The 20,673-nt window shown below is 65.7% G+C and carries 18 protein-coding genes; 14 read left to right on the top strand and 4 right to left on the bottom strand.

All coding sequences use genetic code 11. From position 1 onward, the window contains the following. Positions 1-6: 6 nt before the first annotated feature. From BLW81_RS01335 to BLW81_RS01345, 3 genes are all read right to left on the bottom strand, one after another. On the bottom strand, positions 7-1,191 hold the full coding sequence (locus BLW81_RS01335) for a DNA cytosine methyltransferase (RefSeq protein ID WP_083405627.1): 1,185 nt from the start codon (positions 1,189-1,191) through the stop codon (positions 7-9). Then, positions 1,188-2,687 (bottom strand): DUF2357 domain-containing protein, encoded by a 1,500-nt coding sequence (locus BLW81_RS01340; RefSeq protein ID WP_162277394.1) that lies wholly within the window; start codon positions 2,685-2,687, stop codon positions 1,188-1,190. The genes BLW81_RS01335 and BLW81_RS01340 overlap by 4 nt, the downstream gene beginning before the upstream one ends. Positions 2,688-2,833: 146 nt before the next feature. Continuing rightward, positions 2,834-4,231: an AAA family ATPase gene (locus tag BLW81_RS01345; protein WP_083405629.1), complete on the bottom strand. Its 1,398-nt coding sequence runs from the start codon at positions 4,229-4,231 to the stop codon at positions 2,834-2,836. 857 nt (positions 4,232-5,088) lie between these two features. Between BLW81_RS01345 and BLW81_RS01350 the strand changes: the two genes are divergently transcribed. From BLW81_RS01350 to BLW81_RS01385, 8 genes are all read left to right on the top strand, one after another. Next, on the top strand, positions 5,089-6,687 hold the full coding sequence (locus BLW81_RS01350) for an aldehyde dehydrogenase (NADP(+)) (RefSeq protein ID WP_083405630.1): 1,599 nt from the start codon (positions 5,089-5,091) through the stop codon (positions 6,685-6,687). A 36-nt stretch (positions 6,688-6,723) separates the two neighbouring features. Further along, entirely contained in the window at positions 6,724-7,653 is a 930-nt protein-coding gene (locus BLW81_RS01355) for a 5-dehydro-4-deoxyglucarate dehydratase (protein ID WP_083405631.1), read from the top strand. Then, on the top strand, positions 7,650-8,921 hold the full coding sequence (locus tag BLW81_RS01360) for a glucarate dehydratase family protein (protein WP_083405632.1): 1,272 nt from the start codon (positions 7,650-7,652) through the stop codon (positions 8,919-8,921). The genes BLW81_RS01355 and BLW81_RS01360 overlap by 4 nt, the downstream gene beginning before the upstream one ends. Positions 8,922-8,937: 16 nt before the next feature. Next, the gene (locus tag BLW81_RS01365; RefSeq protein WP_235632142.1) at positions 8,938-9,570 is read left to right on the top strand and encodes a DUF7255 family protein; all 633 of its coding nucleotides are present in this window, start codon (positions 8,938-8,940) and stop codon (positions 9,568-9,570) included. Between the two features lie 70 nt (positions 9,571-9,640). Then, entirely contained in the window at positions 9,641-10,564 is a 924-nt protein-coding gene (locus BLW81_RS01370) for a LysR family transcriptional regulator (RefSeq protein WP_083405633.1), read from the top strand. A 248-nt stretch (positions 10,565-10,812) separates the two neighbouring features. Next, the gene (locus BLW81_RS01375; RefSeq protein ID WP_083405634.1) at positions 10,813-11,784 is read left to right on the top strand and encodes a metal-dependent hydrolase; all 972 of its coding nucleotides are present in this window, start codon (positions 10,813-10,815) and stop codon (positions 11,782-11,784) included. Beyond that, a complete protein-coding gene (locus tag BLW81_RS01380; RefSeq protein WP_083405635.1) occupies positions 11,781-11,969 on the top strand; it encodes a ferredoxin in 189 nt (62 codons plus the stop codon). Before BLW81_RS01375 ends, BLW81_RS01380 begins: the two co-directional genes overlap by 4 nt. Before the next feature lie 36 nt (positions 11,970-12,005). Beyond that, entirely contained in the window at positions 12,006-13,202 is a 1,197-nt protein-coding gene (locus BLW81_RS01385) for an NAD(P)/FAD-dependent oxidoreductase (RefSeq protein ID WP_235632144.1), read from the top strand. Here the strand turns inward: BLW81_RS01385 and BLW81_RS01390 are convergent. Continuing rightward, on the bottom strand, positions 13,192-14,154 hold the full coding sequence (locus BLW81_RS01390) for a 2-hydroxyacid dehydrogenase (RefSeq protein WP_083405637.1): 963 nt from the start codon (positions 14,152-14,154) through the stop codon (positions 13,192-13,194). The two genes, BLW81_RS01385 and BLW81_RS01390, sit on opposite strands and share 11 nt — an antisense overlap. Positions 14,155-14,461: 307 nt before the next feature. On the opposite strand from BLW81_RS01390, the gene BLW81_RS01395 reads away from it, so the two are divergent. The 6 genes from BLW81_RS01395 to BLW81_RS01420 are packed head-to-tail and all read left to right on the top strand — an operon-like array spanning position 14,462 to position 20,672. After that, positions 14,462-16,033 (top strand): ABC transporter substrate-binding protein, encoded by a 1,572-nt coding sequence (locus BLW81_RS01395; protein WP_083405638.1) that lies wholly within the window; start codon positions 14,462-14,464, stop codon positions 16,031-16,033. Between the two features lie 13 nt (positions 16,034-16,046). Next, a complete protein-coding gene (locus BLW81_RS01400; protein WP_083405639.1) occupies positions 16,047-16,976 on the top strand; it encodes an ABC transporter permease in 930 nt (309 codons plus the stop codon). A 13-nt stretch (positions 16,977-16,989) separates the two neighbouring features. Then, on the top strand, positions 16,990-17,967 hold the full coding sequence (locus BLW81_RS01405) for an ABC transporter permease (RefSeq protein ID WP_083405640.1): 978 nt from the start codon (positions 16,990-16,992) through the stop codon (positions 17,965-17,967). After that, the gene (locus BLW81_RS01410) at positions 17,967-18,962 is read left to right on the top strand and encodes an ABC transporter ATP-binding protein (RefSeq protein ID WP_083405641.1); all 996 of its coding nucleotides are present in this window, start codon (positions 17,967-17,969) and stop codon (positions 18,960-18,962) included. Before BLW81_RS01405 ends, BLW81_RS01410 begins: the two co-directional genes overlap by 1 nt. After that, positions 18,955-19,947, top strand: coding sequence for an ABC transporter ATP-binding protein (locus BLW81_RS01415; RefSeq protein ID WP_083405642.1), 993 nt, complete (start codon positions 18,955-18,957; stop codon positions 19,945-19,947). Before BLW81_RS01410 ends, BLW81_RS01415 begins: the two co-directional genes overlap by 8 nt. Continuing rightward, positions 19,944-20,672 (top strand): sulfite exporter TauE/SafE family protein, encoded by a 729-nt coding sequence (locus tag BLW81_RS01420; protein ID WP_083405643.1) that lies wholly within the window; start codon positions 19,944-19,946, stop codon positions 20,670-20,672. Before BLW81_RS01415 ends, BLW81_RS01420 begins: the two co-directional genes overlap by 4 nt. Position 20,673: the final 1 nt, after the last annotated feature.

Genomic DNA, 20,673 nt, shown 5'->3' on the forward strand with positions numbered 1-20,673 from the left:
CGATCCCTAGGTGTCGAGTGCCTTCGCGATTTGTTCTGCCAATGCCGCAGCTAACAATGGCGGCACTGCGCTACCTACCATCTTGGCGACATGCGGCTCCGAGCCACTAAGGAAGTCGAAGTCATCGTCGAAGCTTTGCAAGCGGGCGGCCTCGCGCATCGTTATTCCGCGATCCTCTTCAGGATGCCCGAAACAACCTGAACCGAGATAGTTGCAGCTCTTTGTAATTGTCTTAGCCGGAGCGTCCCACGACAACCGACCATAGCAGTTATAATAGTGAGACTTTGGCAATAGCTCGGGCGGGAGATCTGACGTGATCATCCCCGGCCGCATCGCACGCAATCGCTTCAGTACCATTTCGCCAGGCGTTCTAGCCACATGGTTCATGGGGGTTGCAATGTTGGACTGCATCGCCTTTGCGTAGGCGGACCGTGTCTTGCGATAACGAGACACACCACCACGACCTGCCTCTGCCTTAGCAGCCGGAGGTAGATCAGCAATAGCATCCTTGACTGTGTTTATTGGTCGCAGCCGCGATTTGACTCCGGGCTTTTCTTTACCATGTGTGGGCTCAGGCCATCGAAATCCGTCGATACTATCCTGCCAAGCGACCACAAACGCACGCCTTCTAATCTGTGGTACGCCATAATCACTCGCCAATAAAATGCGCCATTCAGTATGGTAGCCGATCAGAGCCAGCGTACGCTGGATTTCTTGGACAGTCGCGCCCTTTCGGGATGAAACCATTTGCGGAACATTCTCGATCAGAACCATACGAGGACGTAAAATGTCGACGAGCGCAAGGAAGTATCGGAAGAGGTCGTTCCGCGCATCATCATTATCTAGTGGGTTGCGAGTGAACGTACGCTTCCCTCCGGGGAGTATCACCTCGTGCCGGCGGTTTTGACTGAACCCCTCACAGGGGGGACCACCCACAAGGATATCCAAGCTGCCCGGATGATCGAGGCCAAATACATTTAGCTTTCCGGCAAGTGCGCTCGGCGGAAGCGATCTGATGTCGCCCGATACGGTGACAGGATTCGAACCGTGTTTGGAATGATTATGTACGAACGTGTCCAGCGCACGCTCGTCTATGTCAGTCCCAAGTACGACATCAAACAGGCCCGTGCGCACGAACCCGTGCGATAGTCCGCCGCATCCGGCGAAGACGTCAGCAACGGTGAATCTCATGCAGCACCTCCGCGTTGGTTGTCCAGAAATGAACCGATGATTTCCTCCATCATCGCTGTGTTCTTCGGCAGCATTGGAACACCACCAACACGCACCGCGTGCCAACTCCGAAAGAAGCGGTGGTTGCGATACCGTGCGGAATCGCGGCCAGGGAACGCGATCAAACCCCCGTGAGCGATCTGACGGTACGGCGGCTGAGTATGCACAATCGCATCGCGATAACGGTGTATCACGTTTATGTCCGCGGCGAGCGGTCCAGGCGTACCGAATCGCGCCACATACTCGCTGTCGTTTTGAATCCTGTATTTCGCGTCTATTATCAGCATCCGGTCGACGTTATCGATCCAGATGACGGAGTCGGGCCGTTGATCCGTTGTCGGCAGCCCAACAAACGCACGGTTATACTCACACCTGACTTCTTCACCCGCGTCGTCCTGCAGCGTAATCCGAGATCGCCGACCTGCCACCATCACAAGCTGAGAACCAACTCGCTGCACTAAAGGCTCGCCAACGGAGGTCACCTTGGCATAGCGCCGACGCAATATCTCGACTATTCGCAGAAAAACCCAGTACTCGTACAGCGTCGGAAGATCTTTCAATCCAACGAGCGCGGCACCCTGCAACGGGATAAGAGAATTCCTCAAGGCACGGAGGTGACGAAAGGCACCCTCATACAACGGATCTCGGAGGTTTGTCTGCAGATTTGGCAGGTGCATTACAGGTGGGATATGCGCGAGGGCATTCGACCAGTCGGTAACCCGATGTAAGAGCTGATCAACATATGCGCTGAGATCGCTATTCAAAAGTTGATACCATTCTGCAGCAGTAACGCTGAGAACAACCCCGCGCAGCTGGTCGACTTCCCATCGCAGGTGTCCGTTGAGTGGAGTGGCTTCAGAGTCACACACTTGCTGGACCAGGACGGGCCGACTCTGCCGATTCTGCGCCTGATGGCGGCGTGATATCGGCCGTGCATTTCGTAGCCGATCTGACATAAGGACCCGAATGCTGCGGTCGACGCGTCGCCGTAGCATCGGAAGCAATCTTTGCATCTTTTCTGTGAGATCATCGAGTTCGCGACACACCAACGCCATCCATTCAAGCGCCGTCGTCTGACTATTCTGCGAAGTAGTCTCAAATCCCGCACCGGCAGCACCCGATACGGAGGCCGTCAGCATCGGCGCGATCCTTTCCAGGTCAGCTCGAATCGCGGCAAAATCTTTTCGGTAATCTAGCTTCGTCGGGAAAGATTCGAGTTCGATCGTCAACTGCCCGTTCGGTGTTGACCACTGCCAGTGAACATCGCCAACCGCCCCGCGATATTGCAAGGTGAAGTGCTGGAAAGTCCCTTGCCGGAAAACTGCTCTCACGGTAGCCCGATTAGGCGCCGTGGAAAGAGTAGACGGAAGCGGACCATCAATGTAGACGTCAATTGTGTCGTTCTCTTGCACCAGAGGTCGCGCGACTATCGCGGAGCCTTCAGCGTCGATTGCCATCTCTAGGCTGTGCGCAATGACTGAGAGTGAGGCGGGGTCGACTCCGCGAAAAGCCAAGCGCGTTGGCGTGAATGGCGGCCTTGCCGTACTAGTCAAAGCGCGTAAGGTGTAGCCTTTCCAAGATACTGTCAGAAACTGCCGCTTCATCACCATGAGTCGAAATACCCGAGCGCTAAGGCCTGTTCGAGCATGGATACCAGCTTCTCAACGGTGCGCGGGAAGCGGCTGTCGGGAATTCGAGATCGAGCAATCTCGGGCGTGATCTCATCGGCGTCGGAATCGATGTCCAATAGCAACCCGACCAGACCGCGCAGAGCGGCAATAGCCGACTGTGTCGAACCTTGCCACTTAGGTACCACGCATGAGCGAAGGCCGATGTCAACGACGGCCGGCCTCGTCAACACGTCTGACAGTTGGTGCCTCTCGGCGAGCGTCACCATATTGAGCAACGCGTCACGCTGACGGTACGCTATCGGGCCGCCGAGTGCGCGGGAGTACACATTGATGGCGTCGAGTAGATCGCCGAGCTCAGCTACCAGGCCGTCGGGGAGAGTGAGGTCCCTGAGCGCACGAGGACGGTCTGAGAGGAGATCCCGCACTGCTGCGAACGTCGATGGCGCCTGCCCCGTTGCCGTAGCTGTTGCGCTTGGGACGCTCGAAAGATCAACGTGGTGAAGGTCGTACACTGCCGCACGGTCAAGCACTTTTGGGCTAAGGGGGCGCGTCGTCTCGTCAATGTTCACAGTCCCGATAAGAAATACTTGATCTGAGAGATCAATTCGAGGTAAGTCAATCCCTTCCGGGACCGGTGGCAGCTGGACGACGTCAGACCGGTAGTGTCCGTTAGCATTCCGCTGCCACCCCTCCCCCGCGCTGAGCACTTCGGCTAGGTAGTACTCAGGTGACGCCAGGTTCATCTCATCAAACCGGATGAAGTGCAGGTTGGTATCGCTCTGTGCAGCGATGAGAGCCGATGTCAAGATTCCCGGTATGAAGGTTTGCGAGGTCTCAGAGAAATATCCGAGTGTGTCCTCGGAGGAAAGCCAATTCGGCTTCACTTGGATGTCGTGTAGTACCCCACCTAAAGCGTTGCACAGGTGACGCACAACGCTACTCTTTCCAGTGCCCGATGGGCCGGACAATATAAGCCACTGTCGTGCGGCCATCATGAGCAAAATGGATGCTATCTCTTCGATTCCACACAAGTAGCCATGATCCTCGAGATAGTCGCGCAGCAACTTGACCTCTTGGCTGACGCCGCTCAGCACGAGGCCCGTTTCACCGTCTGAACTGGCAGCGAACGCAAGCCTGGAACCAGGGCGGCTGTAGACGGCTATCAGCCGGCCTTTACTCTCGGGGACCTGCGACTTGACTCGCCCAACTTCCTCGATCAAGCCATCGCGCCGTGCTTTGTTGAACACCGGGGCGATCGCACGCGGAGAGACGCCCTCGCCAAGCAGCGGCCTTACGTCGTCCGGTGTGAAAGTCTCCCTATCTGCCGCCAGCTGGCGCACGATCTCATAGATATCGTCAGTCGATGTCACGTCACCTCCTTCGCACGTGAAGGATAATGCTGCCTACCGACAAGTTAGCCGCAACGGGTTGATAAGCGTGGTTGGCGCACCGGAGCCGGGCGCCATGTCTTTCCGTCTCCGACGGGACTCCAGCGCGTAGCTCTCGAGGAATCACACCTAGCTTTCGATCGATGGATCGTAGTCGCGGTACGGAGTATCACCCGTCATTTCACCGCGAACATTTCGGCGCAATGAAGGATGAGCCTCACTCTGGCATAATACCGCGCGTGGGTTCGCTACATGATTCCGAGATGGACTGGCCCTACTCCTTGCCCAAGCATGATCCACGGCACGGAACGGTGAACGGCTATGGCAATTTGGGTTGCAGATGCGCGGCATGCAGAGCCGCGAGCAGCGCAAATCATCGTGAGTACCTCGCACGAGTTCGAGCGGAAGGCCGGGTGCTAAGTCAACACGGGACCGAGACAGCGTATGCGTCAGGATGCCGGTGTGATGCCTGTCGGCTGGAGCATAACGCCAGGAGTCGCGACTACAAGCGTCGACGCGCAGAGCGTGAACGTAGTAGCCAACTTCCTACATCGGGTGATCGAGCATCGGGGCAATCGACCGCCTAATTACACGTAGGAACAACGAGACGCCGCGTCGCTTCTGAGCGCTTGGCATCGCGCACTTCCAGATACCGGCGATCCGTTTGCTTCACGCTCTTCGGTCGCCTCAGCGCATTCAGGTTTGTGCTCCACCCGTTGATCGCTTCAACAGAATGCGATGTCGAATCAGCATTAATCATGCCTCAATCGGTCTTGGACAGGCATTGATCGCACACCTAGCGTGGTGGGCAGGTAACCGACCTCGACGGCTAGGAAGACATGACTGCCACCATCCCCGAGACCACCGGCCTCACCGGGCAGATGCTCATCGCCGGCACGCCCGTCCGCGGAACCGGCACCCCCATCCACGCCTTGAACCCCGCCACCGGCGAGACCCTCGAGCCCGCCTACCACTACGGCGACGCCTCGAACGTCGACGCCGCCTGCGCCGCCGCCGCCGAGGCTTTCCCGGCCTACCGCGCCACCACCGCCGAAGCCCGCGCCCAGTTCCTCGAAGCCATCGCCGCCAACATCGAGGCCGCCAAAGACGCCATCATCGCCCGCGCCACCGCCGAGTCCGGCCTGCCGACCGCCCGCATCACCGGCGAGGTCGGCCGCACCACCGGCCAGCTCCGCCTCTTCGCCGCCGTCCTGCGCGAAGGTTCCTGGAACCACGCCGTCATCGACCCGGCCCAACCCGACCGCCAGCCCGCGCCGCGCCCCGACATCCGCCAGCGCTCCATCCCGCTCGGACCCGTCGCCGTCTTCGGCGCCTCCAACTTCCCGCTCGCCTTCTCCGTCGCCGGCGGCGACACCGCCTCCGCCCTGGCCGCCGGCTGCCCCGTCGTCGTCAAAGGCCACGACGCCCACCCCGGCACCTCCGAACTCGTCGGCCGCGCCATCACCGACGCCGTCGCCGCCTCCGGCCTGCCCGCCGGCACCTTCTCCCTGCTCTTCGGCGACGGCCCCGACCTCGGCACCGCCCTGGTCACCGACCCCCGCATCAAGGCCGTCGGCTTCACCGGATCCCGTTCCGGCGGAACCGCTCTCGTCGCCGCTGCGGCCCGCCGCCCCGAGCCCATCCCCGTCTACGCCGAGATGAGCTCCATCAACCCCGTCTTCCTGCTCGACGGCGCACTCGCCACCCGCGGTGCCGATCTCGGCAAGGCCTTCGTCGCATCCCTGACCATGGGCTCGGGCCAGTTCTGCACCAACCCCGGTCTCGTCATCGCCGTCGACGGCGCTGGCCTCGACGCCTTCGTCACCGCCGCCCGTGACGCGCTCGCCGACGCGCCGGCCACGCCGATGCTCACGCCCGGCATCGCGACCAACTACACCACCGGCGTGGACGCCCTGGGCAAGCACGCCGAGCTCGTCGGCCGCGGCCAGGCCGCCGAGACCGAATGTGCCTGCCACGCCGCGCTGTTCACCACCGACGCCGCCACCTTCCTGAAGTCCGAAGCACTGCAGGACGAAATCTTCGGCGCCTCCAGCCTCATCGTCCGCTGCAAGGACGCCGCCGAGATGCGCGCCGTCGTCGACAACATCGAGGGCCAGCTCACCGCCACGGTGCACGCGGACGAGTCCGATTTCGACGCCGCCCGCGACCTGCTGCCAACCCTCGAACTCAAGGCCGGCCGCATCCTGTTCGACGGCTGGCCCACCGGCGTCGAGGTCAACTACGCCATGGTCCACGGCGGCCCCTACCCCGCCACCTCCGACTCGCGCAGTACGTCCGTCGGCGCCCGCGCCATCGAACGGTTCCTGCGTCCCGTCTGTTACCAGGACGTGCCAAAGGCATTGCTGCCCAGCGTTCTTACCGACGACAACCCCGACCAGCTGTGGCGCCGCATCGACGGCCAGCTCACCCGCGACTGACCACCCTCACCACCACTCATCAAGGAGCTCCGCCCGATGCACCCCACCTTTAACGGTGTCCTGTTCTTCCCCGTCACCCCCTTCACCGAGGACGGCCAGGTCGACCTGGACCTGCTCGCCCGCCACCTCGCCAAGGGTGTCGACGCCGGACCGGGCGGCGTGTTCATCGCCTGCGGCACAGGCGAATTCCACGCGCTGGAACCGCACGAGTTCGGTGATGTCGTGCGCACCGCCGTCGAGGTCGTCGCGGGCCGGGTGCCCGTCTACGCCGGCACCGGCGGCGCACTGGCCCAGGCGAAACTGTTCGCCAAGGCCGCCAAACAGGCCGGCGCCGACGGCCTGCTGCTTCTGCCGCCCTACCTCGTCGAGATGCCGCAGGCCGGGCTCGTCGCCTACACCCGCGAGGTCGCCGCGGTCACCGACCTGCCGCTGATCGTCTACAACCGCAACAACGCCCGCTTCACCGAGGCCTCCGCCGTCGAGGTCGCCAAGATCCCCACCGTCGTCGGATTCAAAGACGGCACCGGCGATCTCGACAAGGTCGCCCGCATCGTGCGCGCCGTCACCGACACCGTCGACAAGGGCTTCCTGTTCTTCAACGGCATGCCCACCGCCGAGGCCACCCAGCAGGCCTACCGCGCCATCGGAGTGCCGCTGTACTCGTCGGCGACCTTCGCCTTCGCACCCGACCTGTCGCTGGCCTTCTACAACGCGCTCGAAGCCGGCAACGACCACCTCGTGAACAAGCTGTCGGCCGCGTTCTTCCATCCGCTGGTGCGGCTCCGTGACTCGGTCCCGGGATACGCCGTCTCCCTCGTCAAGGCCGGCGTCGCGATGGAGGGCGTCCCAGTCGGGCCGGTCCGCCCGCCGCTGGTGATGCCCAACTCCGACGACCGGACCGAACTGCAGTCGATCATCGCCGCCGGCCGCGCGGTCCTCGCCGAGGCGCTCATCGAGGCGGTCTGACGGTGGCGCCGAGCAGCATTCGGATCACCGGCGCCCGCATCACCCCGATTGCGTTCGCCGATCCGCCGCTGCTCAACACTGTCGGCGTGCACGAGCCGTACGCGTTGCGGGCCATCGTCCAGCTCGACACCGACGCCGGTCTTGTCGGGCTCGGCGAGACCTACGCCGACCAGGCCCACCTGGCCCGGCTCCACGCGGCCACCGACGCGATCATCGGACTAGACGTGTTCGCGCTCAACGTGATTCGCGCCGCCATCGCCGATCGCCTGCAGGGCGACACCCGGGCCGTCGGGACCGCCGGGATGATCACCACTGCCAGCGCTGTCGACCAGGTGCTTTCCCCCTTCGAGGTCGCCTGCCTCGACGTGCAGGGCCAGGCGACCGGGCGACCGGTGTCGGATCTGCTCGGCGGCGCGGTGCGCGATGCTGTGCCGTTCAGCGCGTACCTGTTCTACAAGTGGGCCGGGCATCCAGGACGCGAGCCGGACGTGTTCGGCGAGGCGCTCGACCCGGACGGCATCGTCGCGCAGGCCAAGCGCATCGTCGACGAATACGGCTTCACGGCAATTAAACTCAAGGGCGGTGTCTTTCCTCCCGAGGAGGAGATGGCGGCGATCGAGGCGCTGCACACGGCGTTCCCGAACCACCCGCTGCGCATCGACCCCAACGCCGCGTGGACCCCGCAGACCGCGGTCAAGGTCGCGTCGGGGCTGGCGGGCATCCTCGAGTATCTCGAGGACCCGACGCCGGGCCTCGACGGGATGGCCGAAGTCGCTGCGCAGGCGCCGATGCCGCTGGCGACGAACATGTGCGTCGTCGCGTTCGACCAGCTGAAGCCGGCGGTCGCGAAAGACGCGGTGCGCGTGGTGCTGTCAGATCACCACTACTGGGGCGGATTGCAACGCTCGCGGCTGCTCGCCGGGATCTGCGAGACGTTCGGACTCGGGTTGTCGATGCACTCCAACTCGCACCTGGGCATCAGCCTGGCCGCGATGGTGCACCTGGCCGCGGCCACCCCGAACCTCACCTACGCCTGTGACACCCACTGGCCGTGGAAGACCGAAGACGTCATCAAGCCTGGAGTGCTGAACTTCGTCGACGGCTCAGTGAAGGTGCCGACCACCCCGGGCCTCGGTGTGGAGATCGATGACGACGCGCTGGCCGCGCTGCACGAGCAGTACATCCACTGCGGCATCCGCGACCGCGACGACACCGGTTACATGCAGCGCGTCGACCCGAACTACCGGCTGCTCAGCCCGCGCTGGTAACTGCCACACTGATGTCGTGGTCCGCACGGGTGCGCGCGCGGCGGCGCTGCAGAGCCTCATGACCCGAGCCGGCTTCCGCCCGGTGGCCGTGGCTCCGGCGGCCCCGCGCCCCGACGTGCTGCCCAATGACGCCTACCAGCAAGTGTCCGAAGTGTTCGAGGCGCTGGGCGGCCGGGCGCCGATGCCGGCGTTGCGGCCCGGAGCATGGGACCTCGTCTTCGCTGATGGCCTCGTGGTGGAGCTCGACGAGGAGTTGCACTTCAACCGCTACCGGGCGCAAACACTCGGTTTCCCATGGGCGACCGTGTTGCCCTGGCGTGACGCCTATCTCGACTATTGCGGTGACTACGAGCAGGAGTGCCTCGCTGCAGGCAAGTGGGGTAAGCGGTGGACCACGACGTCCTGTGAGTCGATGGTCGGAACGCCGAGTGCACCCGGCGTGCTGGCCGGGTCGGGGTCTCCTCGATGGAAGCAACGCGCCCTGTACGACGCGGTCAAGGACATCGCGGCAATGCACTCGAGCGCCCTTCGGCTGTGCAGGCTCGCAATCTGGGACACCGTCGGTGACATCAGGTTGCATGACGCGTTCGCGGGCAGTGCCCTCGATCTCCAGCAGCTCGCCGACTTCGTCGCACAGCGCACGATCTGATCGGCGAACGCGCCTAGACTGATGCTCAATCGCCGCAGCGACGGCGCGCAGTGATTCGAGGAGTGCATCGGTGTTTTCGTTAGCGCGGTTGGCGTGCTTCGTCGCCGTCGCCGAGGAACTGCACTTCGGCCGCGCCGCCGAACGCCTGCACATGACGCAGCCGCCGCTGAGCCGGCAGATCCAGCAGCTCGAGCACGAGCTGGGCGTGCAGCTGATCGACCGCACCACCCGGACGGTCACGTTGACGCCGGCGGGTGTGGCGTTCCTGCCCGACGCCCGCCGCATCCTGCAGCTCGCCGAGGGCGCCGCGCAGACCGTCAAGCGCATCCCGGAAGGTGATCTCGGCACCGTCGTCATCGGGTTCACTGCGGCGTCGGCGCATGTCGTGTTGCCGCGGTTGCTGAGCGCTGCTCGGGAGAAGCTGCCCGATGTCAAACTCGAACTGCGTGAGATGGTCACGTCGGTTCAGCTCGACGGGCTGCTGTCCGGCGAGATCGACCTGGGCATGGCGCGGCCGCCGGTGCGACGCCCGGGGTTGGTGTCGCGGCCGCTGCTGCACGAACAGCTCATCGCAGCGATCCCCGAGGGGCATGCGCTGGCGGGGTTGGAGCGGCAGCTGACGCTGAACGACCTCGACGGTGAGGACATGATCATGTACTCGCCGATCCAGGCGCGCTACTTCAACGATCTGTTGATCAGTACGTTCACGATCGCCGGCGCGACACCGCGCTATGTGCAGTACGTGACGCAGGTGCACACGATGCTGGTGCTGGTGCGCACGGGCATCGGCATCGCGCTGGTGCCCGCCTCGGCGGCGACGCTGCATCCCGACGGTGTGGTGTTCCGCTCGATCGGCGCGTTCCGGGAGCGGCCGGTGGAGCTCGACGCGGTCTGGCGTTCCGACAGCACGAACCCGGCGCTGCTACGCCTGATCAAAGACGTTCTGCCGCAGCGGGAGTGGACGACCGACGATCTGGTCGAAGATGTGAGCTGATCCCGACTGAGAAGCCAGGGTCGTGATTCAGCACCGTCAGCGATCAGGACTGCTATTTCGCCTGCGTGGTCAAGCCTCGCACTGTGCGCGCCGGTGCCCAGCGGATTCACAGCAACGCGGTACCGCAGGTACGCATAACGGCCGATGCCATTGGGTACGCGCGAGATGGACGGTTGCCGCGCGGTCCCGTCATCGCGTCGACCGGCCCTTCAACGAAGAAGGAACCGACGAGCAGGCGGAGGTTTTCGATGCCAGAGGTCGCACTCCACCACGACGGCTACCCGAAGTATCGGCGCATGGTGCGTTTCGACTGGTCACAGACGCCGATCCACTGGGTCCCCGGCGATCCATTCGCCACCCACATGATGAACGTGCTCCATCTGCTTCTGCCCGAGGGAGAACGCCACTTCATCAAAGCGGTCCTCGAGGCGTCGTCACTGGTCGACGACCCGGAGTTGGAGTCGGCGATCAAGCCGTTCATCCAGCAGGAGTCCTGGCACGCGTGGGCGCACCAGGTGGTACTTGATCACCTGGCCGAGCAGGGCATCGACACCAGGCCGTACACCGACCGCCTCGGCAGAACGCTGTCCAAAACGCTGGGCGATCCGCCGAGATTTTTTCCGCCGCCGCTGAAGCGGTGGTGGCTCTACCGTCGACTGGCCGACGTCGCCGCATTGGAGCACTTCACCGCGGTACTCGGACAGTGGGTGCTGCAGAACCGCGGGCTGGACTACGCCCGCACCGACCCCGCCATGCTCGATCTTCTGCGCTGGCACGGCGCCGAGGAGGTCGAGCACCGCTCGTTGGTGTTCGACGTCTACCAGCACGTCTGCGGGAACTACTTCATCCGGGCGTTCTCCATGCTGATGACCGCGCCGCTGTTCGTCGGCTGGTGGATCGCCGGGGCGCGCTACCTGATGGCCAACGACCCGACCATCGACCAGAAATGGAGCTTCGCCGAGTGGCGCCGCGCGGCCCGCGAGTACAAGCTGCCCGGCCCGTGGAATTTCCTCGTGACGGTGCCGCTGCGGTACATGCGACCGAGCCACCACCCGAGCGAGGAAGCGAACACCCAGATGGCGATCGACTACCTGGAGTTCTCGCCCGCGGCCCGCGACGCCCGCGAGCGCGCCGCTGCCCACGGCAAGCGTGGCGGGTCCCCGATGACCGCGGGAATGACGGATACACAGGCAGCGGCGGAAAGGGCTGAGGCGCGATGAAGGTGGCGGTCGATCTTGATACTTGTGACGGCAACGGCGTCTGCATGAGCATCTGCCACGAGGTGTTCGATGTCCGCGAGGACGGCCTGCACGTGCTTGACGACGCGCCCCGCGAGGAACTGCGCGAGCAACTGATAGGTGCCGAGGTGTCCTGCCCGACCCAGGCCATCACGATCAAGGACTGACGCATGCCGGCAACTCGTGAATTACGGGAAGTGCTCGTGGTCGGGGCCGGCATCGCCGGAATCAGGGCAGCCGAGACCCTGCGGCAGGAAGGCTTCGACGGTGAGCTGACGATCGTCGGAGACGAACGCCATGCGCCGTATCATCGGCCGCCGCTGTCGAAGAAGCTCCTGACCGGCGAGGTGCATCGGGCCGGCGTCGACATTGCGCCACAGTTCGACCTCGACGCCCGAGTGTGGCGCAGCGCGTCCGCCGTCAGTTTGGACGCGACGGCACGCACCGTCCATCTCCGAGACGACGGCCGAGATCTGTCGCTGCGGTTTGATGGGCTGGTGATCGCCACCGGCGCATCGGCTCGCGAATGGCCGGGAGGCCCAGTGCCCGACGGTGTGATGATGCTGCGCACGGTCGACGACTGCCTCGCCATCCGGGACCGCCTCGCTGCGCGCCCTCGCGTCGTGGTCGTCGGCGGCGGGTTCATCGGCGCCGAAGTCGCCGCCAGCTGCCGGTCGCGCGGCCTCGACGTCGCCCTCGTCCAGAGGGCGTCCAGCCCGCTGCTTTCCGTGCTCGGTGAGGAACTGGCGCCGCGGTGGGCGGATCTGCACCGCGAACACGGTGTCGATGTCAGGGTCGGTGTCGGAGTCGACTCCTTCATCGGTGGCCGGCACGTGGCGGGGGTGCGCCTGACCGATGGCACCCACCTCGCGGCCGATCTCGTCGTGATCGGGCTTGGCGTGACCCCGGCGACTGACTGGCTGCGTGGTTCGGGATTGCGTACCGACGACGGCGTGCTGTGCGACGCCACCGGGGCGGCCGAAGGCGCCGAGGGCATTGTCGCCGCAGGTGATGTCGCAACGTGGTGGCATCCCCTGTACGAGCGTCACCTGCGGATCGAGCACTGGGACCACGCAGCGAGCCAGGGTGAAGCGGCGGCACGCACGCTGCTGGCCGGCCCCGGAAACGCCGCTGCCTATGACGAAGTGCCCTATTTCTGGTCCGACCAGTACGAGGTGAAACTTCAGATGCTGGGCGTGCCAATTGATTACGATGCAGTCGAAGTCGTCGAAGGAGATGTCGCAGGCTGGGAGTTCGTCGCCGCATACGGGCGTGGCGGCCGCACGACCGCCGTCCTGGCGACCATTCCAGGACGGGTGCACGCCTACCGCGACGCGATCAGCGGCGGAGCCGCGTTTCCGCCGGCGCCGGCTGTTTCAAGTGCATCGGTCAGCGTCTAGCGATCGCATGCGTCGGCACCGGCGTCACCAAAGCGCCCGTCGCCAAGTAACTTTCGAGGTTTCGCAGCGTCAGTTCCTCCATCGCCGCGCGCGTCTCGACCGTCCCGCTGCCGACGTGCGGCAGCACCACCACGTTGTCCATCGCCAGCAACTCGGCCGGCACGTTCGGCTCGTCCGCGAACACGTCGAGCCCCGCACCCGCCAGGCGGCCGTCGCGCAGCGCCGCCACCAACGCCTCCTCGTCCACCACGCTCCCCCGCGCGATGTTCACCAGATAGCCGTCCGGCCCCAGCGCCTCGAGCACCTCTCGGTTCACCAGCTTCGCCGTCGCCGCGCCCCCGGCTGCCGCCACGATCAACACCTCCACCGCCGCCAACTCCACCGGCGACCCGTAATACGTATACGGCGAGCCCTCAACCCGTCGGCGGTTGTGATACGCGATCGTGCAGCCAAAAGCGCTCAGCCGCTTCGCAATCGCCGAGCCAATCCGACCCAGCCCGATGATCCCCACCCGCCGATTGCTCACCTGCCGCGTCAACGGGAAGTTCCCCGACGCCGACCACTGGCCCGCACGCACGTACCGGTCCGCCGCCGCGAACTGCCGCATCGTGTCGATCATCAACCCGACCGCGGTATCCGCTACGCAGTCGGTCAACACATCCGGCGTATTGCTCACCACCACGCCGCGCCGCGCTGCCTCATCGACATCGGTCGTGTCGTACCCGACCCCGAAGTTCACCACCGCGCCCAGGTTCGGCAGCGCCGCCATCAACGCCGCGTCGACCCCCGTGCGCCCCGACGTCACCACCGCGCGGATCTCCGGCCCATGCTCGGTGAGGAACGCCGAGCGCTCCTCACCGTCCGGCAGCACGAACGCGTCGTACGTGTCCTTCAGCGTCTGCGCCAACGACGGCTTCAACGGACCGACCTGCAACACCTGTCGAGCACTCATAGTGCTGCCCACGCTACGGCGACCTGCGAATACCCGTCCAACATCCAATTGGCATGGACTTATATCCAACCGGCATAACTAGCCATTCAACGCCCGCGCCACGGTATCGGTGGGCCCGCCAACACATGATCGGCACTGCTCAGCCCCACTTTCTAGCTGATCAAAACACCCGCACGACCGTGCCAAAAGCACGCAATCCGCCCACCTGACCCGGGTTGACGCCCCGGAAACGGCGTCCTTACCGTGTGGCTGCGATCACACGTGGCATCCACATACGTGGACGTCACTCCACAGCCCGGGAGGATCCATGAGCCCACGCCCGACGCGGCGCCACGCAGCGCTGGCCCTCGTCCTCGCCGGCTCCGTCGTCGCCAGCGGCTGCACGGTCGCCAACTCCGGCCACGGCGGCTACGACCCCGACACCCTGCGCATCGTCCTGGCTCAGGAGCCGCCGACCCTCGAGCCCTGCGAGAGCTCGCTGACGTCGACCGGCATCGTCGTGCGCTCCAACATCACCGAACCGCTCATCGAGCGCGACCCCAACTCCGGCGACCTGCAACCGCTGCTCGCCACCGAATGGCGCCAGACCTCCCCCAACCAGTGGCAGTTCACGGTTCGCGACGGCGTCACGTTCTCGAACGGTGTCCCGTTCACCGCGAAAGACGCCGCCTACTCCATCGACCGCGCCGTCAACTCCGACCTCAACTGCAACGTCGACGGCTACGTCTTCGGCGACGAGAAGCTCGAGCTGCAGACCCCCGACGACACCACCCTCATCGTCGGCACGCAGACCCCGGACCCGATTCTGCCGCTGCGCATCTCGTTCGTCGAAATCGTTCCCACCGGCACGTCGATGACCGAGAAGGTCCGCGAGCCCGTCGGCACCGGCCCGTATGCGATCGAGGACTGGGAGTACGGCCAGAAGCTGCGGCTGGCCCGCAACGCCACCTACTGGGGCGACAAGCCCGCCTTCGCCAAGGCCGAATACCAGTGGCGCAGCGAGGGCAGCGTGCGCGCGGCGATGATCACCAACGACGAGACCGACATCGCCGTCAGCCTCGGGCCCGAGGACGGCGCCGAGGAGCTCGGTGTCCCGTTCCAGAACAACGAGACCACCGCGCTGCGCATGCAGGCCACCGAGCCCCCGCTCGACGATCTGCGCGTGCGCCAGGCCATCAACTACGCCGTCAACCGCGAGGGCATCGTCAAGGCGCTGTTCCGTGGCCTCGGTGACCCTGCGTCGCAACTGATCCCGTCCGGCGTCGTCGGCTACAACGCCGACCTGCCGCTGTGGCCGCACGACACCGACAAGGCCAAGCAGCTCGTCGCCGAGGCCAAGGCCGACGGTGTCCCGGTCGACCGGCAGATCCGCCTGATCGGGCGCACCGCCCAGTTCCCGAAGATCAGCGAGACCATCGAGGTGCTGCAGAGCGAGTTCACCGAGATCGGCCTCAACGTCAAGATCGAGATGATGGACACCTCCAACCAACTCGAGTACCAGCTGCGGCCGTTCCCGGACAACACCGGTCCGTACCTGCTGATGATCATGCACGGCAACCAGGCCGGTGACGCCGCGTTCACGATGGATCAGTACATGCTCTCCGACGGCCCCCAAGCCGCCTACGGCACACCGGAATTCGACGCCAAGATCCGCGCCGCCGAGGAACTCACCGGCCGGCAGCGCCAGGACGCGTTCGCTCAGCTCTTCGCCGACGAGCCGCAGGAGATCCAGCAGATGGCCTACATTGCGCACATGAAAGGCATCCTCGGCAAGTCGCCGCGCGTCGATTACACGCCCAACTCCGCCACCGGCGACGAGATGCGGCTCTCCGAGATGACCCCCGCCGGCGGCGGCGCCACCCCGACGGTCGCGCAGTAGGAAGGCCCCGCCCATGTTCTCGTTCGTCCGGCGCCGGATGTACACCAGCGCACTGCCGTTGATCGTCGTGCTGCTCGGCGTGTTCCTGCTCGCCCGCCTCACCGGCGACCCCACCAACCTCTACCTGCCCGAGTCCGCCACCCCCGAACAGCGCGAGGCCTTCGCCGCCGCCAACGGGTTCAACGACCCGCTGTGGACCCAGCTCGCCGACTACTTCTCCGGCGTGCTGCACCTCGACTTCGGCACCTCGCTGCGCACCGGCGAGTCCGCCTCGTCGATGGCGCTCAGAGCGTTTCCCGCCACGCTGCAACTCGCGCTGACCACAATGCTTTTCGCGATCGTCGCCGCCGTCGTGATCGGCTGCTGGGCCGCCTACCGGCCCAACTCGCTGGCCGACCGGTTCTCCAGCCTGCTGTCGATGACCGCGGCGTCCATCCCCGACTTCTGGTTCGCCATCACCGGTGTGTGGCTGTTCGCCGTGCTGCTCGGGGTGCTGCCCACCTCCGGCGTCGACAACGGCGTGCTGTCGTGGATCCTGCCGATCGCCACGCTGATGATCCGCCCGCTCGGCGTGCTCACCCAGGTGGTGCGCGGCGCCATGGTGTCCGCGCTGTCCGCGCCGTATGTGCGGCTCGCGCGGAGCAAGGGCGCCGGCGACTTCCGCGTCGTCAGCCACCACGCGCTGCGCAACGCCGCCGCGCCCGCGCTGACCGTCGCCGGCGACCTGGCGGTCGGCCTGATCAACGGCGCGGTCGTCGTCGAGGCCATCTTCGGGTGGCCCGGCATCGGCAAGCTGATGATCGACGCGATCCTGCAGCGCGACTTCGCCGTCCTGCAGGCCGCGGTGCTGCTCACCGCCGTGAGCATCTTCCTGCTCAACATCATCATCGACGCCTGCTACGCCCTGCTCGACGCCCGCGTCCGCGAACCGGTCATGGCCTGAGGGAGACACCGCAATGAGCACCCAGATCGACCAGATCCCCGTCAAGCCGACCACCGCGATCGTCGGCGAACCCACCAAGCAGCGAGCCACGAGCAAGTGGTTCCGACTGCTCGTCAACGACCGCGTCGCCACCGCAGCCGCCGTCGTGCTCGGATTCGTCTTCCTCACCGCCTTTTTCGGGCCGCTGCTGATGGGCGACCTGGCGACCCGCATCGACCTCGACAACTCCAACCAGGCGCCGTTCACGCTGTCCCACGGCTGGGCCAACATCCTGGGCACCGACCCGCTGGGCCGCAGCATGCTGGCCCGCCTCGTCGTCGCGTGCCAGACCACGCTGTCGGTCGCCATCCCCGCGGTGGTGATCTCGGCGGTCGTCGGGTCGGCGATCGGCATGTGGGCCGGCTATCACCGCGGCTGGCGCGAGACGCTGGCCATGCGCGTCGCCGACGTCATCATGAGCTTCCCGTCGCTGCTGCTCGCGGTCGTCGTGCTCTACGTGTTCTCCCCCAGCGCCGCGAACATCGTTCTGGTGCTGGCGATCACCCGCATCCCGGTGTACCTGCGCACCGCCCGCGCCGAGTCCGCCGAGCTGCAGAGCCGGCTGTTCGTCGACGCCGCCCGCACGTTCGGCGCGTCGGCGCAGTCGATCATCTGGCGCCACGTGGTGCCGATCGTGCTGCCCACCCTGCTGACCGTCGCGACGCTCGACTTCTGCTACGTGATGCTCGCCGAGAGCTCGCTGAGCTTCCTGGGCATCGGCATCCAGCCGCCCGACGTCAGCTGGGGCCTGATGGTCGCCCAGGGCCGCACCTACCTGCACACCGCGTGGTGGTTGTCGTTCTTCCCCGGCCTGGCCATCGTCATCACCACCGTCGCGGCGACGATCCTGGCGGCCTGGGCCCGCATCGCCACCGATCCCGCCCAGCGGTGGCGGCTGACCGTTCCGCAGAAGCGGTTGGCCAAATTCACCAAGACCGGAAAGGCGCTGTGATGACTACAGTCGTAGAAGCCCCGCCGGTGCTCGACGTCGCCGGTATGAGCGTGGAGATCCGCACCATCAGCGGCACCGTGCGCGCCGTCAACGACGTCAGCTTCCAGGCGCGGCGCGGCGAAACCCTCGCGCTGCTCGGCGAATCCGGCTGCGGCAAGTCGATGACCGCCACCGCGCTCGTCGGCCTGCTCGAACCGGTCGCCGACGTCGTCGAGGGCTCGGCCACACTCGGGGACGTCGACCTGTTCCGCGTCGACGACAAGAAGCGCCGCGCGATGGCCGGCACCGAACTCGCCATCGTCTTCCAGGACGCGCTCACCGCGCTCAACCCGCTCTACACCGTCGGCACCCAACTCGCCGAACCGTTCCGCATCCACCACGGCATGAACGCCAAGGACGCCAAACGCAAAGCCGTCGAACTGATGGCCCGCGTCGGCATCCCGCAGCCCGAGTCGCGGCTGGGCGCCTACCCGCACCAGTTCTCCGGCGGCATGCGGCAACGCCTGCTCATCGCGATGGCCGTCGCGCTCAACCCCAGCGTGCTGATCGCCGACGAACCGACCACCGCGCTCGACGTCACGGTTCAGGCGCAGATCATGGCGCTGCTGCGCGACCTGCGCACCGAATACGACATGGCCGTCGTGCTGATCACCCACGACCTCGCTCTGGTCGCCGAGGAGGCCGACCGCGTCGCGGTGATGTATGCGGGCAACATCGTCGAAACCGGCCCGGTGTCCGCGGTTTTCGCCAACCCCCGGCATCCCTACACCAAGGGGCTGCTGAACTCGGTGCCGGTGACCGCGCACCGCGGCGACGAGCTCAAGTCGATCGGCGGTGCGCCGCCGGACCTGCACGCGATCCCCGACGGTTGCGTGTACCAGGACCGCTGCCCGCTGGCGCGGGAGATCTGCGCGACGACGCGGCCGACGCTCACCACCGTGACGCCCGGCCGCGCGGCAGCCTGCCACTTCCCCGAGGAGGTAGTGAATGTCTGAGCAACTGCTCGAGGTCCGCGACCTGCGCAAGTCGTTCCGCGTGCCGGGCAGCAAGAACAAGCTGTGCGCGCTGGACGGCATCACCCTGGATCTGCAGCGCGGCGAGACGCTCGGTCTGGTCGGCGAGTCCGGCTGCGGAAAGTCCACGCTGGCACGGACATTGATGATGCTGGAACGCCCGGACTCAGGGACCGTGCGCTTCGACGGGATCGACCCCTACACGCTGCGCGGCAAGGAGCTGCTGAAGTTCCGGCGCCGCGTGCAGATGGTGTTCCAGGACCCGTACGCGTCGCTGAACTCGCGGATGTCGGCCGGCGACATCATCGCCGAGCCGTGGCGCAGCCACAAGGGCCTCTATGCCAGCCGCAAGGACCGCGACATGCGGGTGCGCGGGCTACTCGACCTCGTCGGGCTCGGCGCCAAGGCCGCCGACAAGTATCCGCAGGAGTTCTCCGGCGGCCAGCGGCAACGCATCGGCATCGCACGGGCGCTCGCGCTCGACCCCGATGTGATCATCTGCGACGAGCCGGTGTCCGCGCTGGACCTGTCGGTGCAGGCGCAGGTGCTCAACCTGCTCAACGACCTGCAACGCCAACTCGGGATCGCCTACATCTTCATCAGCCACGACCTGTCGGTGGTGCGTCACGTCGCCGACCGCGTCGCGGTGATGTACCTCGGCCGCATCATCGAAAACGGCCCCACCGAAGCGGTTTTCGACCGGCCCAACCACCCGTACACCGCTGCGCTGATGTCGGCCGCGCCGAAGCTCGACAGCGCGCTGCGCCAGGAGCGGATCCTGCTCAAGGGCGAGGTGCCGTCGCCGCTGAACCCGCCGTCGGGCTGCCGGTTCCGTACCCGCTGCTGGAAGGCCACCGAGGTGTGCGCCACGGCCGCGCCGCCCACCGCCGTGGACCCCGAGGTCGACGGACACGCCGCCGAGTGCCACCACCCGCTGCTGTCGGAGGGCATGCTGGCCACAGCATGAGCATTACGGGATATGTCATTGTCGCCGCGACCATTCTGTTGGCGTCTGCGCTGCAGGCGTCGATCGGTTTCGGCATCGGGCTGTTGTCCGCGCCGATCATCGCGCTCGTCGACCCGGGCCTCATTCCGGGCACGCTGATCATGATCGCGACGTTGGTGACGCTGTTGGTCGTGGTGCGCGAACGCGAGTCGATCGACCTGCACGGCACCGGCTGGGCGCTGCTCGGCCGGGTGCCCGGCACCATCGCCGGGGCGCTGCTGCTGCTGGTGCTGCCCGCACGCGGTCTGGCGATCATGCTCGCCGGCGTCGTGCTGGCCGGTGTCGCGATGACGAGCTTCGGCTGGATTCCGGCTGCGCGGCGGCGCAACGTCGTGCTGGCGGGCGCGGCCTCGGGGGTGCTGGGCACCGCGACCGCGATCGGCGGCCCGCCGATGGCGTTGGTATGGCAGCGCAACGAGGGCGCCCGGCTGCGCGGCACGATGAGCGGGTTCTTTCTCGTCGGGTCGCTGCTGTCGATCGCGGCGCTGGCGGCCACCGGCGCAGTCACCGGTCACACGCTGGTGATGTTCGCGGTGTTCGTGCCCGCCGCGCTGGCCGGTTACGTGGTGTCGCGGGGGCTGAACCGGGTGCTGGACCCGAACCGGTTGCGCTGGGTGGCGATCGTGGTGTCGGCGCTCGGCGCGGTGCTGCTGATCGGGCGTGAACTTCTGCAGATGGGGGGCTGAG

The organism is Mycolicibacterium rutilum, from assembly GCF_900108565.1.
In the GTDB taxonomy this organism is placed as follows: domain Bacteria; phylum Actinomycetota; class Actinomycetes; order Mycobacteriales; family Mycobacteriaceae; genus Mycobacterium; species Mycobacterium rutilum.